The organism is Qipengyuania zhejiangensis (genome assembly GCF_035607565.1).
Classification (GTDB): Bacteria; Pseudomonadota; Alphaproteobacteria; order Sphingomonadales; family Sphingomonadaceae; genus Qipengyuania; species Qipengyuania zhejiangensis.
Window position 1 is genome coordinate 341,513 of record NZ_JAYKGO010000001.1, and the last position, 13,110, is coordinate 354,622.

At 63.3% G+C, this 13,110-nt stretch carries 10 protein-coding genes; 5 read left to right on the forward strand and 5 right to left on the reverse strand.

Features of this window, described 5'->3' with window-relative positions:
- Positions 1–241: 241 nt before the first annotated feature.
- Positions 242–715, forward strand: a complete 474-nt coding sequence (moaC, locus tag VR863_RS01635) for a cyclic pyranopterin monophosphate synthase MoaC (RefSeq protein WP_324826688.1) — start codon at positions 242–244, stop codon at positions 713–715.
- 79 nt (positions 716–794) lie between these two features.
- Here moaC and VR863_RS01640 read toward each other — a convergent pair whose 3' ends face one another.
- Complete coding sequence (locus VR863_RS01640) at positions 795–1,430, reverse strand: TetR/AcrR family transcriptional regulator (protein WP_324826689.1); 636 nt, start codon at positions 1,428–1,430, stop codon at positions 795–797.
- A 73-nt stretch (positions 1,431–1,503) separates the two neighbouring features.
- On the opposite strand from VR863_RS01640, the gene VR863_RS01645 reads away from it, so the two are divergent.
- From VR863_RS01645 to VR863_RS01660, 4 genes are read left to right on the forward strand one after another with little or no spacing between them, the layout of a single operon-like run.
- Positions 1,504–2,640, forward strand: coding sequence for an ABC transporter permease (locus VR863_RS01645; RefSeq protein WP_324826690.1), 1,137 nt, complete (start codon positions 1,504–1,506; stop codon positions 2,638–2,640).
- The gene (locus tag VR863_RS01650) at positions 2,640–3,383 is read left to right on the forward strand and encodes an ABC transporter ATP-binding protein (RefSeq protein WP_324826691.1); all 744 of its coding nucleotides are present in this window, start codon (positions 2,640–2,642) and stop codon (positions 3,381–3,383) included. The genes VR863_RS01645 and VR863_RS01650 overlap by 1 nt, the downstream gene beginning before the upstream one ends.
- Before the next feature lies 1 nt (position 3,384).
- Positions 3,385–4,368 carry an efflux RND transporter periplasmic adaptor subunit gene (locus VR863_RS01655; RefSeq protein ID WP_324826692.1) on the forward strand — a complete coding sequence of 328 codons (984 nt, stop codon included), beginning with the start codon at positions 3,385–3,387 and terminating at the stop codon, positions 4,366–4,368.
- Positions 4,365–5,849, forward strand: a complete 1,485-nt coding sequence (locus tag VR863_RS01660) for an efflux transporter outer membrane subunit (protein WP_324826693.1) — start codon at positions 4,365–4,367, stop codon at positions 5,847–5,849. The genes VR863_RS01655 and VR863_RS01660 overlap by 4 nt, the downstream gene beginning before the upstream one ends.
- On the opposite strand, the gene VR863_RS01665 is transcribed toward VR863_RS01660, so the two are convergent.
- The 4 genes from VR863_RS01665 to VR863_RS01680 all read right to left on the reverse strand — a co-directional run bounded on the left by VR863_RS01665 (position 5,777) and on the right by VR863_RS01680 (position 13,058).
- Positions 5,777–6,541 carry an SDR family NAD(P)-dependent oxidoreductase gene (locus VR863_RS01665; RefSeq protein ID WP_324826694.1) on the reverse strand — a complete coding sequence of 255 codons (765 nt, stop codon included), beginning with the start codon at positions 6,539–6,541 and terminating at the stop codon, positions 5,777–5,779. The two genes, VR863_RS01660 and VR863_RS01665, sit on opposite strands and share 73 nt — an antisense overlap.
- Positions 6,542–6,628: 87 nt before the next feature.
- Positions 6,629–9,616 (reverse strand): TonB-dependent receptor domain-containing protein, encoded by a 2,988-nt coding sequence (locus tag VR863_RS01670; RefSeq protein ID WP_324826695.1) that lies wholly within the window; start codon positions 9,614–9,616, stop codon positions 6,629–6,631.
- Positions 9,617–9,770: 154 nt separating this feature from the next.
- Positions 9,771–11,810 (reverse strand): 3-hydroxyacyl-CoA dehydrogenase NAD-binding domain-containing protein, encoded by a 2,040-nt coding sequence (locus VR863_RS01675; protein WP_324826696.1) that lies wholly within the window; start codon positions 11,808–11,810, stop codon positions 9,771–9,773.
- Between the two features lie 12 nt (positions 11,811–11,822).
- On the reverse strand, positions 11,823–13,058 hold the full coding sequence (locus tag VR863_RS01680) for a serine hydrolase domain-containing protein (protein ID WP_324826697.1): 1,236 nt from the start codon (positions 13,056–13,058) through the stop codon (positions 11,823–11,825).
- Positions 13,059–13,110: the final 52 nt, after the last annotated feature.

Genomic DNA, 13,110 nt, shown 5'->3' on the forward strand with positions numbered 1-13,110 from the left:
CGCGGCTGAATGCGAACGCGAGACGGGACCCGCCGAGGTGCCAACGTGTCGCTTCAGTCGAGCGACCTGTTCAGTTGTCATTTCCCTTGCCATCGCCGCGGCCATCCCTTGGCCGTGTGGCGATCGCGCTCTGGGCCTCTGCTGCTCGGCCACGTTGGCCGGGCAGCGTACCCAGTGAGCTTAGCGGCTCGTCGGCGATAGCGGCTTGGCGCAGCGCGCCGCACACGGCACAGTGCCGAACATGACCGATCTCACGCACATCGACGACAACGGCCGGGCGCGAATGGTGGACGTGTCCGCGAAACCCGTCACGAACCGTATCGCCAGGGCCAGCGGCCATCTGATTTGCCAGGCGGAAACCCTGACAGCCGTATCGGAGGGGCGAACACCCAAGGGCGCGGTTTTATCGACCGCCGAATTGGCCGGTATCATGGGGGCCAAACGGACGGCGGAGCTTGTGCCGTTGTGTCATCCCTTGCCCCTTTCCAACGTCGTCGTGGCCATCGAGGCCGATCCCCGATTGCCCGGTTTCTCGATCGTGGCCGAAGTTGGGACCAGCGGCCAGACGGGCGTGGAAATGGAGGCGCTGACAGCGGTTTCGATCGCGGCGTTGACCCTGTTCGATATGCTCAAGGCAATCGACCGTTCGATGGAGATCGGGGCAATCCGCGTTGACGCCAAGACAGGTGGTGCGACGGGCGACTGGATCCGCTGAGAGCCGCGTTACGTGCCGAATGCCTCGATCATCCGAGGCGCTGGAGTCGAGCGCGAAGGCAGTGTGCCCCGGCTTCTTCTCAGGAGCAGCCCTTGACCGCGTAAGCGTTGCAGAAGACGTCGACGGCGCCCTCGATGCGCTCCCGGTTTCGGACAGGATCCGAGGGGTGGCCAAAGCGGCGCTCCAGGTCCCCCATACCCTTGCACATGCTGACAAACTGTTCGGCTGCCAGTTCGGGATCGGCAACTTTCAATTCGCCAGCTTGGCTCATCGCGTCGATGAAGGCGGCAAAGACGCGCTTCATCCGGTGGGGGCCGGCTGCCAGGAATGCCGCACCCACTTCCGGCTCACGTTCGGTCTCGGCGGCAATGCGGCGTTCGAACTGGACCATTTCCTCGCGCGAGAGGAAGGCGACCATGGCCTCGCCGATTGCCATCAATCGTTCGCGCAACGATCCGCTGGCGAACGCGTCGATGGAAAAGTGCCCCCGCATTTGTTCGCACTGGCTTTCTACAGAGGCGGTGAACAGTCCGCTCTTGTCCCCGAAATGGCTGTAAACCGTAACTTTGGATACGCCCGCATCCGCTGCGATCTGCTCGATCGAGGCTCCGGCAAAACCTTCTTTGAAAAAGGCACGCGTCGCCGCCGCGATAATCGCATCGCGCTTGGCCGGATCGGTCGGCCGGCCCTTGGCCTTTGTCTCGTCGCTTGACAAAATGAACGGTCCCGTTCAGTTGAACGTATCCGTTCACTAATGGACGGGTTGCAAGGGGAAGGCAACCAAGCGCATGATCTGGATTGCCATCCGCATGCTCACGGGGGACGCGCAGAAGTTCTACGGGCTGGTCTTCGGGATCGCCTTTTCGACGCTTCTCATCACCCAGCAGCTCACCATTTTCGTCAATCTGGTCGAACGCGGCGCGAGCGGCGTATACAACGTCGGCAATCCGGACGTCTGGGTAATGGACGAGGTCAGCCGCACGACCGAAGTCAATTACGCCATGCCGTCGACCGCGCTCGACAAGGTTCGCGGTGTGCCTGGCGTCGAATGGGCCGTGCCGCACCTGCGTGCTGCGGCTTCGGTGCGGTCGGGTGACGGCGATCTGGAAGGCGTGGCGATAATCGGCGTCGATGACGCAACGCTCATCGGCTTGCCCAAGAACATGGTCGAAGGCAGCATCGACGTCCTTTCCCAGCCCGACAGCGTCATCATCGATGATACCGGGGTGATCCGCTTGTTCGAAGACGGGAGGGACCCCATCGGGCAGCGTCTGGAATTGAACGATCAACGCGCCGTCATACGCGGGATTGCCGATGCCATTCCCAGCTTCACCAGCCAAGTGACGCTTTATACCAAATACAGTCAGGCGCTCAGCTATGTCCCCGGAACGCGCAACAGGCTGTCGTTCGTGCTGGTTGGCGCAGCGGACGGGGTGACCGCAGAAGAGCTGGTAACCCGCATCGAAAGCGAGACCGGATTAAGGGCGCGGACACGGGCCGATTTTGCCCAGGACGGGATCGACTTTATCATCGAGAACACCGGAATTCCGCTCAATTTCGGGATTACCGTGGCTCTGGGTTTCATCGTGGGTGTCGCGATTGTCGGCCTGACGTTCAGCCTGTTCATCCGTGACAACATCAAACAGTTCGGCGCGCTCAAGGCGATCGGCGTGACCAATTCGAAGATCAGCGCGATGGTCGCCGCGCAGGCCGGATTGGTCGGGCTGATCGGTTATGGGCTGGGCGTGCTGGGGACGGTGGCCTTTATCTCGAGCTTTTCGGGCAACCCCTTTTTCAAGGGTTTCTACATCCCCTGGCAAATTCCGCTTATCAGCCTGACTGCCGTGGTCTTGATACTGGCGCTGACGGGCTGGCTCGCCCTGCGAAACGTGCTCAAGACCGAACCTGCGTCGGTGTTCCGCTGATGGGACAACCGTTCGACACGTCCGCAATCGGCGGGTGCAATCCCGAAGCCGCGATCTGCACGCGCGGGGTAACCCGCGATTTCACGGCCGGTCAGCAGACGATCACCGTTCTGCATGGTATCGACCTGGATATTCGTGCCGGCGAACTGACCTTTCTCGTGGGGGAAAGCGGCTCGGGCAAGACCACGCTCATATCGATAATGTGCGGGATTCTCTGGCCGACGCTGGGCGAAGTGAAGGTGTTCGGCACCGATATCTACGACCTAGATGATACCGGGCTGGTGGAATTCCGCCTCCGGAACATCGGTTTCATCTTCCAGCAGTACAACCTCATTCCTTCCATCGACGCTGCCAGCAACGCATCGGTGCCGCTGATCGCGCAGGGCATGGGCCGCAAGGAAGCGCGCGAACGCGCGATCGCCATGATGGCAAAACTCAACATCGCGGACCAGGCGGAAAAACTGCCCAGCCAGCTGTCCGGCGGCCAGCAACAGCGCGTCGCCATCGCGCGCGCGCTGGTCCACGAACCGCGGCTGGTCGTGTGCGACGAACCGACGGCGGCGCTCGATGCTGCTTCGGGACGGCGGGTGATGGACCTTCTTCGCGAAGTGGCCGTGGCCCCGGACCGGGCCTGCATCATCGTGACCCACGACAACCGCGTTTTCGATCTCGCCGACCGTATCCTCGTGCTCGAGGACGGCCGGATTACGTATGACGGCAGCGATATGCCGGAAGGACACTGACATGGCCCTCAACCTGAAGAACCTCAGTTTCTCGCGGCAGGTGCTGCCGGTTATCGCCCTGATCGGTCTGCTCCTGGCGGCTTTCTTCATCTGGGGCGGTTTGCCCGACCGCGAATTGTCCGAACCGGAACGCGAACCCGCGCGCGCGCCCGCAGCCCTGGCCAACGAAAGCCGCGTGGCCGGCTCTGGTGTGGTCGAGCCATCCAGCGAGGTGATCCAGATCGGGTCGGCGCTGTCGGGCCTTGTCACTGCCGTCCAGGTCAAACCGGGCGACCGGGTATCGCGGGGACAGTTGCTGTTCACGGTCGATGATCGTGCCGCGCGGGCCGCGCTGCGCGAAGCGGAGGCAGCGATCGGCGAAGCGCGCGCGGCAATCGCCGAAGCGCAAACCGCACGCGCCACGGCCGCGCGCCAGCTCGCGCTCTATCGCAGTGTCGACGATCCCGCCGCGGTCAGCCGTTCGGAAGTCATCCGCGCCGAAGGCGAGGCCGCGTCGGCCAACGAGCGTCTGCGGCTCGCCCACGCCCGCGTGCAGGCAGCCGAGGCACGCGCGGGATCTGCCCGGACCGAAATTGGCCGGTTGACCATCCGCGCACCGATCGCGGGCGAAATCCTCGCGGTAAACATCCGCACGGGCGAATACGTCAGCACGATGGGCGGGGGCGGTTCGCAGCCCTTTATCGAAATGGGCCAGACACAGCCGCTCCACGTTCGGATCGACATTGACGAAGAACAGGCTCCGCGCCTGGCGATGGGGGCATCGGCCACCGTTTCGCCTCGCGGTGCCGCAGACCGGCAGGTCACGGCGCAGTTCGTGCGCGCGGAACCGCTGGTCGTACCCAAGCGGTCGTTGACCAACAGCGCAGCGGAACGCGTCGATGTGCGTGTGCTGCAAGTGATCTATGCGCTGCCTGAAACCGACGGGTTGTTCCGTGTAGGCCAGCAGGTCGACGCCTATATCGCGGCCAAGGACACAGGCCAGTGAATGGCCGCGCGCTTCTCGCTGCCGCAAGCGCGCTGACGCTGGCGGCTTGTGCGGCGGGTCCGGCACCGGAGATCGCCACGCCGATGCCGGTTCTGCCGGAAAGTTACCTTTACGCGCCGGACGCCCAAACAGGCGCTGCGTTGGGGGCCCTGCTGCCGGTGGCGGACCCGGCGTTCGATACGCTTGCCGCGCAGGCGCTGGCGTCTTCCCCGACCTTGGCCGAAGCCGCCGCCCGGGTCGAACAGGCGAGGGCCGGCGCCCAGCGGGCGGGGGCCGAACGGTTGCCGTCAGTCGGCGCCAACGCCTCTGTTACCGGCCAACGTACCAATCCGGACCAGTTCGGAAGCAATCTTCCGGCTGGGCTATCGATCGATACCGAACGGGTCGCCTATGCGGCCAATATCACCGCGCGCTGGGATCCCGACCTGTTTGGCCGCCTGCGGGCACAGGAACGTGCCGCGCTGGCCCGTATCGACCAGGCCGATGCGTCGGCCCGCGCGGTGCGCCTTGCCCTGCTCGCGGAAATCGCGGCCAGTGTTATCGACTGGCGCACACTCGAAGCCCGTGACGCGGCAATCCGCGACGACCTTTCGTCCGCCACCGAACTTGCCCGGCTGGCGGGGGTGCGCGAACGGGCCGGAATCGCCCCCGGTTTCGATCGGGTGAGGGCGGAAAGCGCCGCGGCAGCATCGCGTAGCCGGCTTGCCGCATTGGACAGCGAGCGCGCCCGCCTCACCGGCCGACTGGTCACGCTGACCGCGCAGGGCGGGGAACAGGTGCGCGCGTCCCTGGCGCAGCAGCCCCAAGACGTTGCAATGGCCGCATCGGTGGTGACCTTGCCGTCCAGCCTGCTGTCAAACCGGCCCGACGTTCTGGCGGCAGCATCGGCACTGGCGGCTCAGGATGCCGAACTGGCGGCAACGGCGCGGCAACGGTTTCCCGTGTTCAATCTGTCCGGGGCGATCGGCTTGCTGGCGTTCGGAATTGGAAATCTGTTCGACGCGGATTCGCTGGTCGGCTCGCTCGCGGCTTCGGTTGCCGCACCGCTGTTGGACTTTGGCCGTATCGAGGCGGAGATCGCCGCTTCTGCCGCCCAGAAGAAGGCAGCTTTCGAAGCCTACAGGGGCACTGTCTATACCGCGCTGGGCGATGCCGAGGCCGGGTATGGCTTGGTGGCAGGCGCCGATGCAGAAGCCCGCGCCGCCGATCATGAGGCAGCCAGCCTGCAGCGGGCCGCGCGCCTGGCGAACACCCGGTACGAAGCCGGGCTGGCCGACTTCCTGACCGTTCTGGAGGCACGCCGCGCTGCCGATGCCAGCGGCGAACGCGCCGCGGCGGCACTGGGCCGCGCGCGGCGCGCAAGGGTAATCTTGTGGCAGGCGCTCGGCGGGGACCCGCCGAATAGCCCTCAGATGGTGGCACCGCCATCGACCACGATGGTCTGGCCCGTGGTCCAGCGCGCTGCGGGCGAGGCGAGGTAGACTGCGGCCCCGGCGATATCGTCCGGTTCGCCGATACGCCGCATCGGCAGGGCCTTCTCGGTTGCCGCCCGCGCCTCGGGGTTTTCCCAGAGCGCCTTTGCGAAATCGGTTTTGACAAGGCCCGGTGCGATGCCGTTGACGCGGATGCCATGCTTGCCGTTTTCGGCTGCGTAGTTCCGCACCAGCTGGAAATCGGCCGCTTTCGATATGCAATAGGCGCCGATGGTCGTCGACGCGCGCAGGCCGCCGATCGAACTGATGATGATGATAGCACCATCGCCCTTCTTGCGCATATCGGGCAGGGCCTGCTGGATCAGCCAGTGGTTTGCGACAACATTGTTATCCAGGATCTTGCGGAACTGTTCGTCAGCGATGCCGTCCATCGATCCATAGTAAGGATTGCTCGCCGCGTTGCAGACGAGGATGTCGACGGGGCCAAGCGCAGCCTTTGTCCGGGCGAACAGATCTTCCAGCTGCGCCTTGTCGGAAATGCTTGCAGCGATCGCTACGGCCGTTCCTTCGCCATGCTCGGCGTTGATCGCGGCTGCGACCACTTCGCAGGCGTCCTGCTTGCGGCTGGAGATCACGACACGGGCACCTTGCGCGGCCAGGCTTTCGGCAATGGCGCGACCGATACCGCGGCTCGATCCGGTGATGACGGCGATTTTGCCCGTCAGGTTGAATGTCGACATGGGGAATTCCTTACTGGCTGACTGAAATGAAAAAGGGGGCCCAAGGCAAATGCCCCGGGCCCCCTGATCGTGTGTTTCGGGCCGAGCTTAGAAGCGGGCGCGAAGACCGACGCGGTAGTTGCGTCCGAGGGCGTTACCGATGAACGGGTTGTAGCCCAGCGGCAGCTGTGCCTCAGCTGGCTCGTTGTCGGTGAAGTTCAGCACGGCACCCTGCAGCTGCAGGTCGAGGCCACCCAGATCGAAGTCATAGGTCACGAAGAAATCGTGCTGGGTGTACGAACCGCTGTTCACGCCGAAGTCCGTCGGGCCCTGCGAAGTGGCAAAGCACGGGTCCTTGTCGATGCAGAGATCGTCGGTGACACCATCGATGTACAGCAGCGTGTAGCGCGCGTTGAAGTTGCCCAGCGCCAGGTTGGCATAGGCATTTGCGCGCCATTCGGGCACCGTGTTCGGATCGCGGAAGTAGTTTCCGTAACCGATCGCGTCATAGGCCGGCTGGACCAGAACACCGTCGATTTCAAAGTCGTCGAACTTGTAATCGAGGTTGTAGACGGCGTTGGCACCGACCGAAACGACCGCGGCATCGCCAACCGGAACGTCGAGGTTCAGAGCGAAGTCGAGACCCGAGATCTTGACGTCCGGTCCGTTGACGTAATCGGTCCGAACGCGGCTGATGTCGATGCCTTCGGTGGTACCCTGGACGCAGGTGTTGCCGCTGAAGGTGATCAGATCGACCAGCGGGCTCGAACAGTCCGCCAGCGGAGTGCCACCTGCACCGCGGCCCAGCGCACCGCTCGCCACCAGGCTTGCGATTGCATCGCCGGGAGTGGTCGTGATGCGGTCTTCCAGATCGATCGACCAGTAGTCGACCGAGAACGTCAGATCCGCGGCACCGAGCGGCGCCTTGATGATCGCGCCGATGTTATACGTCAGAGCGGTTTCGGGACCGAGGTCGAGCGGGTTGCCGTACACGTCGAGCGACTTGTAGTTACCACCCGCTGCAGTGAAGCCCTGAAGCGCGGTAACCGAGTTGTCTGCCACGTTTGATGCCAGCGGACCACGGAAGGTGGTACCAATGGAACCGCGCAGCGTCAGCCAGTCGGTTGCCTCGAAGCGGATCGAGCCCTTGGGATTGACGGTCGAGCCGACAGGGCTGCCGTAATCTTCGAAGCGGACCGCGGCGGTCAGTTCGATGCGGTCCGTGAGGGGCGCGTTGACTTCGGCGAAGATGGCGTAAACGTCTTGGCTCAGGCTAACTGGGCGGGTGCCGCCAAGGAAGATGAACGGACCGACACCTTCGGTCGATGTGCCGACGCAGCTCGTGTCACCTTCAACGAAGCACGGATTGATGTTGAGGTTCGACACGTCGTTCATCGGACGGCTGCGATACTTGTTGCTGCGGTATTGCGCGCCGACAGCGAAGGCCAGCGGGCCACCGCTGAGTTCGATGCCGGTATCGCCCGACAGGACCACGTCGAACACGGCCTGCGTTTCTTCCTGACGGACGCCGTTGGGGATCTGCAGCCAGCGGACCAGATCAACGTCGTTCTCGTTACCCGGCACGTAGAACGGGTTGTCGAGGCCGAGCGAGGGGCTGTTGGGCCCCGCGTTCACGAACGGGTTGAAGTACGAGCAACCATTCGCACCAGGCGTTGTGCCGGTGCAGTTTGCGCCGCCGAAACCGTTGAGCGCAGCCTGCAGGCGAGAGCCAACGATGCCGGGAGCGTAACGATCGCGCTTCGATTCCCAGAAGGTGCCGTTGATGTCGACCTGCAGATTGTCGGTCAGATCGTAGGCGAAGCCGCCGCTGATGCGCCATGCATCGTTCGATGCGAAACCTGTGCCCGCGCCGCGGCTGGGATCGGAATCAGCCGGATTCCCGAGGTAACCGAACGGACGGTAATAGACGTTTGTCACGCGCACGATCGGATTGGTCGCCGTGCTTTGCGGCAGGCCGACCTGATCGAGGAACGCGGCAACGCCGGGGTTGTTGGGCGAGGTGGTGAAGGCCGAAATGAAGCCTGAACCATTCGGACCCTGCGTTGGCGGGAAGGCAGGCGAATAGTTGATCGATTCAAGGTCGCTGCGCGCCCACATCCCGTCCATCTGGAACTTGAGGCGGTCGCTCAGGTCGGCCGTGAACTGGGCAAAAACCTGATAGCGGTCTTCGTCTTCGACGATGTTGTCGAAGGGAACATAGCTGAACCGGCAGACGGCGCCATCCTGGAAGCCGCCAAGGTCGTTACAACCACGGTCGCCGGCAAGGCGTGTCGTCACCGTCGAAGTGGCGGTGTCGAAATAGCTGACCGCGAACAGACCCGGGGTTGCGAGCGCCGAATAGGCCGAAGGATTTTCGGCATAGCCGACGTTCACGAAATCGCGATCGGTGGTCGCCAGTTCCGAACGGTGCTGCCAGCCTGCGCCGATGACGAGGTTGGCATCGGAGCCGAGTTCGAACCCGACGAGTCCGCTCACGCTGTAATTGTCATCGGAACCGTCGATGAAGTTGTAGTCCGCCTGCGCTTCGAACCCGACGAAGTTGCTGCGGGTAATGAAGTTGGCAACGCCGGCAATCGCATCCGAACCGTAGGTCGAACCGGCACCGTCCTTAAGCAGTTCGATGCGTTCGAGCGCAAAGAGCGGGATCAGCTGGGTGTCGACGAAGCCTTCACCCGGGCTCTGGATCGTGCGCTTGCCGTTGAGAAGGACCAGGGTACGCGTCGGGCCGAGACCGCGAAGGTTCAGCGAGCCGACGCCCTGAAGCGCCTGCGCGGTGGTTGCGAACTGGTTGGTGTCGCCGAGAACGGCGCCGACCGAAGGCAGCTGCTTGATGAATTCCAGCGGGCTGTCGATGCCCTGCTTGGCAAGATCGTCAGCGGTGAAGACATCGACCGGCAGGGCCGCATCTTCGGGCGTGCCGCGGATGTAGGAACCCGTCACGACGATACGATCGTCGGTAACTTCGGCTTCGTCCGCCGGATCGGTTACTTCCTGTGCGAAGGCAGGGGTTGCCGCGATCGCCGAAATGGCAAGCGCCCCCAAGGCGCATGTGTGGCGTAGTCCGAACTTCCTCATCACTCTCTCTCCCTCTGGCTGCGCCTCCGGGCGCATACCCTCTCTCCGAAACTCAATTACTATTGTTGCCATGTGTCAAGGGTTGCGGGTCAAATGCGCCACTTCAACTGACGAATGCCGTACCGTCGTTTCGAAAATGTCGCACTTTCTCCCATCACCTGGTGAAATGCTGCCCGCTATCCGCTTTGTTACGCAGATAGTCGCTTACGGGCAGACCGTGTTTTTCCAGCCCTGCGACGACCGTGTCGAGCCCGATCGTGTCCGCCCAGAACATCGGCCCGCCTGTGAACAGCGGCCAGCCGTATCCGTTGATCCATACGACATCGATGTCGCTTGCGCGCTGGGCCATGCCTTCTTCGAGGATCTTCGCGCCCTCGTTGACCATGGGATAGAGCAGGCGCTCGCGGATCTCGTCCTTGGAAATTTCGCGTTGCGGCGTGCCTTCCTTTTTCGCGAAATCGGCAATGATCGCCTTCACTTCGTCCGAAGGGGTCCGGTTGCGCGCTTCGTCATAGTCGTAAAAGCCCTTGCCGGCCTTCTGGCCGAAGCGGCCCACGGCGCACAGCGCCTCGCGCACGGTGGTCACCTTGCCTGGATCGCGGTGCCAGCCGATGTCGATCCCGGCCAGGTCGCCCATCTGGAACGGCCCCATGGGGAAACCGAAATCCAGCAGGACATCGTCGACGTCCCAGTAATTGGCGCCTTCCATGATCAGCGCGTTGGCCTGTTCCTGGCGCTTGGACAGCATCCGGTTGCCGATGAAGCCCGGGCACACGCCCGATACGGCGGCAACCTTGCCGATCTTCCTGGCCAGCTTCATCACGGTTGCCAGCACATCGTCGCGAGTTTTTTCGCCGCGCACCACTTCGAGCAGCTTCATCACGTTGGCGGGCGAAAAGAAGTGCATGCCGACGACGTAACCCGGGCGCTTGGTGGCCGCCGCGATTTCGTTGACGTCCAGATAGCTGGTGTTGGACGCCAGTATCGCGCCCTGTTTCACCACTTCGTCCAGTTTGCTGAAGACTTCCTTTTTGACATCCATGCTTTCGTACACGGCCTCGATCACCAGGTCGCAATCGGCAAGATCACCGTATTCGAGGGTCGGGGTCAGGATGCCCATCGCCGCTTCCACCGCTTCGGGGGTCATGCGGCCCTTCTTGGCGGTGTTCTCGTAATTCCGGCGCATCACGCCCGTGCCGCGGTCGAGGGCATCGGCGCTCATCTCAAGGATCGTCACGGGAATGCCCGCCGACAGGAAGTTCATCGAAATGCCGCCACCCATGGTGCCGGCGCCGATCACGCCGACCTTGCGGATCGGGATCAGCGGGGTGTCGCGCGGCACATCGTCGATCTTGTTGGCGGCGCGTTCGGCGAAGAAATAATGGCGCATGGCCGCGCTTTGCGTCCCGCCCATCAGCCCCATGAACAGTTCGCGTTCCTTCTTTACACCTTCGGCATAGGACAGTTGCCCGGCGGCCTTGACCGCCTCGATTGCCGCGTTCGGAGCGTCGAAGCCACGGATGCGTCGCGCCTGGCTGGCACGGAACCGGTCGAACAGGTCGGGGTCGCGAACGCCATCTTCGTTTGCCGTGCCTTGCGATGCGCGGGGTACCGGCTGGCCGATTTTCGATTTCGCAAACGCAATCGCGTCGGCTTCCAGAGTGTCTTCCCCCGCCAGCGCGTCGAGCAGGCCGATTGCCTGCGCCTTCTTGGCCGATATCGGATTGCCGCCGACTACCATCGGAAGGGCTGCTTCAGCGCCGACAAGGCGGGGCAGGCGCTGGGTACCGGCCGCGCCCGGGATGAGGCCGAGCTTCACTTCGGGCAGCCCCAGTTTCGCGCTGGGCACGGCAATGCGGTAATGGCACGCCAGCGCAACTTCGCATCCGCCACCAAGCGCCGTGCCGTGGATCGCGGCAACCACCGGCTTTTCGCTCGCCTCCATCGCGTCGAGGGTTTCGGGCAGGTTCGGGCCCACCGGAGGCTTGCCGAATTCGGTGATGTCGGCGCCTGCGAAGAACGTCTGCCCATCGCAGCGGATCACGACCGCTTCGATGCTGTCGTCGGCCAACGCTTCGCCGATGGCATCCTTCAGCCCCTGGCGGACCGCCTGGCCAAGGGCGTTGACCGGCGGATTGTCGGAAATGACGACAAGAACGTTGTCATGGCGGGTCGTTCGGATGGGGGACGTCATCGGTGAAACTCCTCAGGCGTAACTGTCGGTAAGGGCGGAATAGATCAGCGTCTTGAGTTGGCGACGGATCGGATAGGTTGACGATGGGTAGACCTGGGTCATGAAGACGCAGGTGATCCGTTCAACCGGATCGACGAAGAACGCGGTCGAATAGGCACCGCCCCAATAGAATTCGCCCAGGCTGGACGGCATCAGGGTTTTTGCGGGGTCGATCACCATCGCGAAGCCCAGGCCAAAGCCGGTGCCGGCGTTGTTCGCTTCGGAAAACAGGCTGCTCGACATATCGGTCAGGTCGGAGTTGTTCGGCAGGTGGTTCGTTCGCATCAGGCGAACGGTCTTGGGGCTGAGGATGCGCACACCATCCAGTTCGCCGGCGTTCAGCAGCATGGTGGCGAAGCGGTGGTAATCCTCGATCGTACCGATCAGTCCGCCGCCGCCGCTGTCGAAGGTGCCGTCCTGGTTCAGCTTGCTGGTTGCGCCGGCGTTGATCATCTTGGGCGTCTGGCCGGGGCGATAGGCGTAGGCATCGACCAGTCGATCCGACTGCCCATCCGCCACGCCAAAGCGGGTATCGTCCATCCCCAGCGGCCCGAAGATGTGCTTTTCGAAATAGTCGCCGAGGCGCATGCCCGAAATCCGTTCCACCGCGATGCCCAGCACATCGGTGGAAACCGAATAGTTCCACCCTCCGCCGGGCGCGAATTCGAGCGGCAGCTTGGCCAGCCGCGCGACGAATTCATCGCTGTCGAGATGGTCGCGGGCAAAATCGAAATTGTGTTCGCGGTAAACCGCATCGATGTTGTTGCGATTCTGCAGGCCATAGGTGAACCCCGACATATGCGTCAGCAGGTCCACGAACCGGATCGGGTGGGCCGGCGCGCCGGGCGCAAACGGAATGGCACCGCCGCCGCCCGCATAGATCCTCAGCCCGGCAAATTCGGGAAAGACCTTGGTCACCGGTTCTTCGAGGGCGACCTTGCATTGTTCGACAAGCTGCATGAACGCGACCGATGTTACCGGCTTGGTCATGCTGGCGATGCGGAACAGGGCGTCGTCGCGCAAGGCGCGGCCATCGTCACCCATGCGGCCGAGCCGCGTGTAATGAACCGGTTTGCCGTCACGGGCGACGACCAGCTGCGCGTTCGGCAGGCGGTCGTTGTCGATATAGGTTTCGGCTAGGAAAGGCGCGATGCGCGCCAATCGATCCGTGTCGAACCCCATCGTCCCGGCTGGTGCCAGATCGAACATACCTCTCTCCCTATTTGCGCATACCTATGCTTCTGTTTTCACCGAATAGCGA

Coding starts and splice junctions, on each gene's coding strand:
- VR863_RS01655 (WP_324826692.1), top strand. CDS start 3,385: ATGGCCCTCAACCTGAAGAACCTCAGTTTCTCGCGGCAGGTGCTGCCG.
- VR863_RS01665 (WP_324826694.1), bottom strand. CDS start 6,541: ATGTCGACATTCAACCTGACGGGCAAAATCGCCGTCATCACCGGATCG.
- VR863_RS01650 (WP_324826691.1), top strand. CDS start 2,640: ATGGGACAACCGTTCGACACGTCCGCAATCGGCGGGTGCAATCCCGAA.
- moaC (WP_324826688.1), top strand. CDS start 242: ATGACCGATCTCACGCACATCGACGACAACGGCCGGGCGCGAATGGTG.
- VR863_RS01680 (WP_324826697.1), bottom strand. CDS start 13,058: ATGTTCGATCTGGCACCAGCCGGGACGATGGGGTTCGACACGGATCGA.
- VR863_RS01675 (WP_324826696.1), bottom strand. CDS start 11,810: ATGACGTCCCCCATCCGAACGACCCGCCATGACAACGTTCTTGTCGTC.
- VR863_RS01670 (WP_324826695.1), bottom strand. CDS start 9,616: ATGAGGAAGTTCGGACTACGCCACACATGCGCCTTGGGGGCGCTTGCC.
- VR863_RS01645 (WP_324826690.1), top strand. CDS start 1,504: ATGATCTGGATTGCCATCCGCATGCTCACGGGGGACGCGCAGAAGTTC.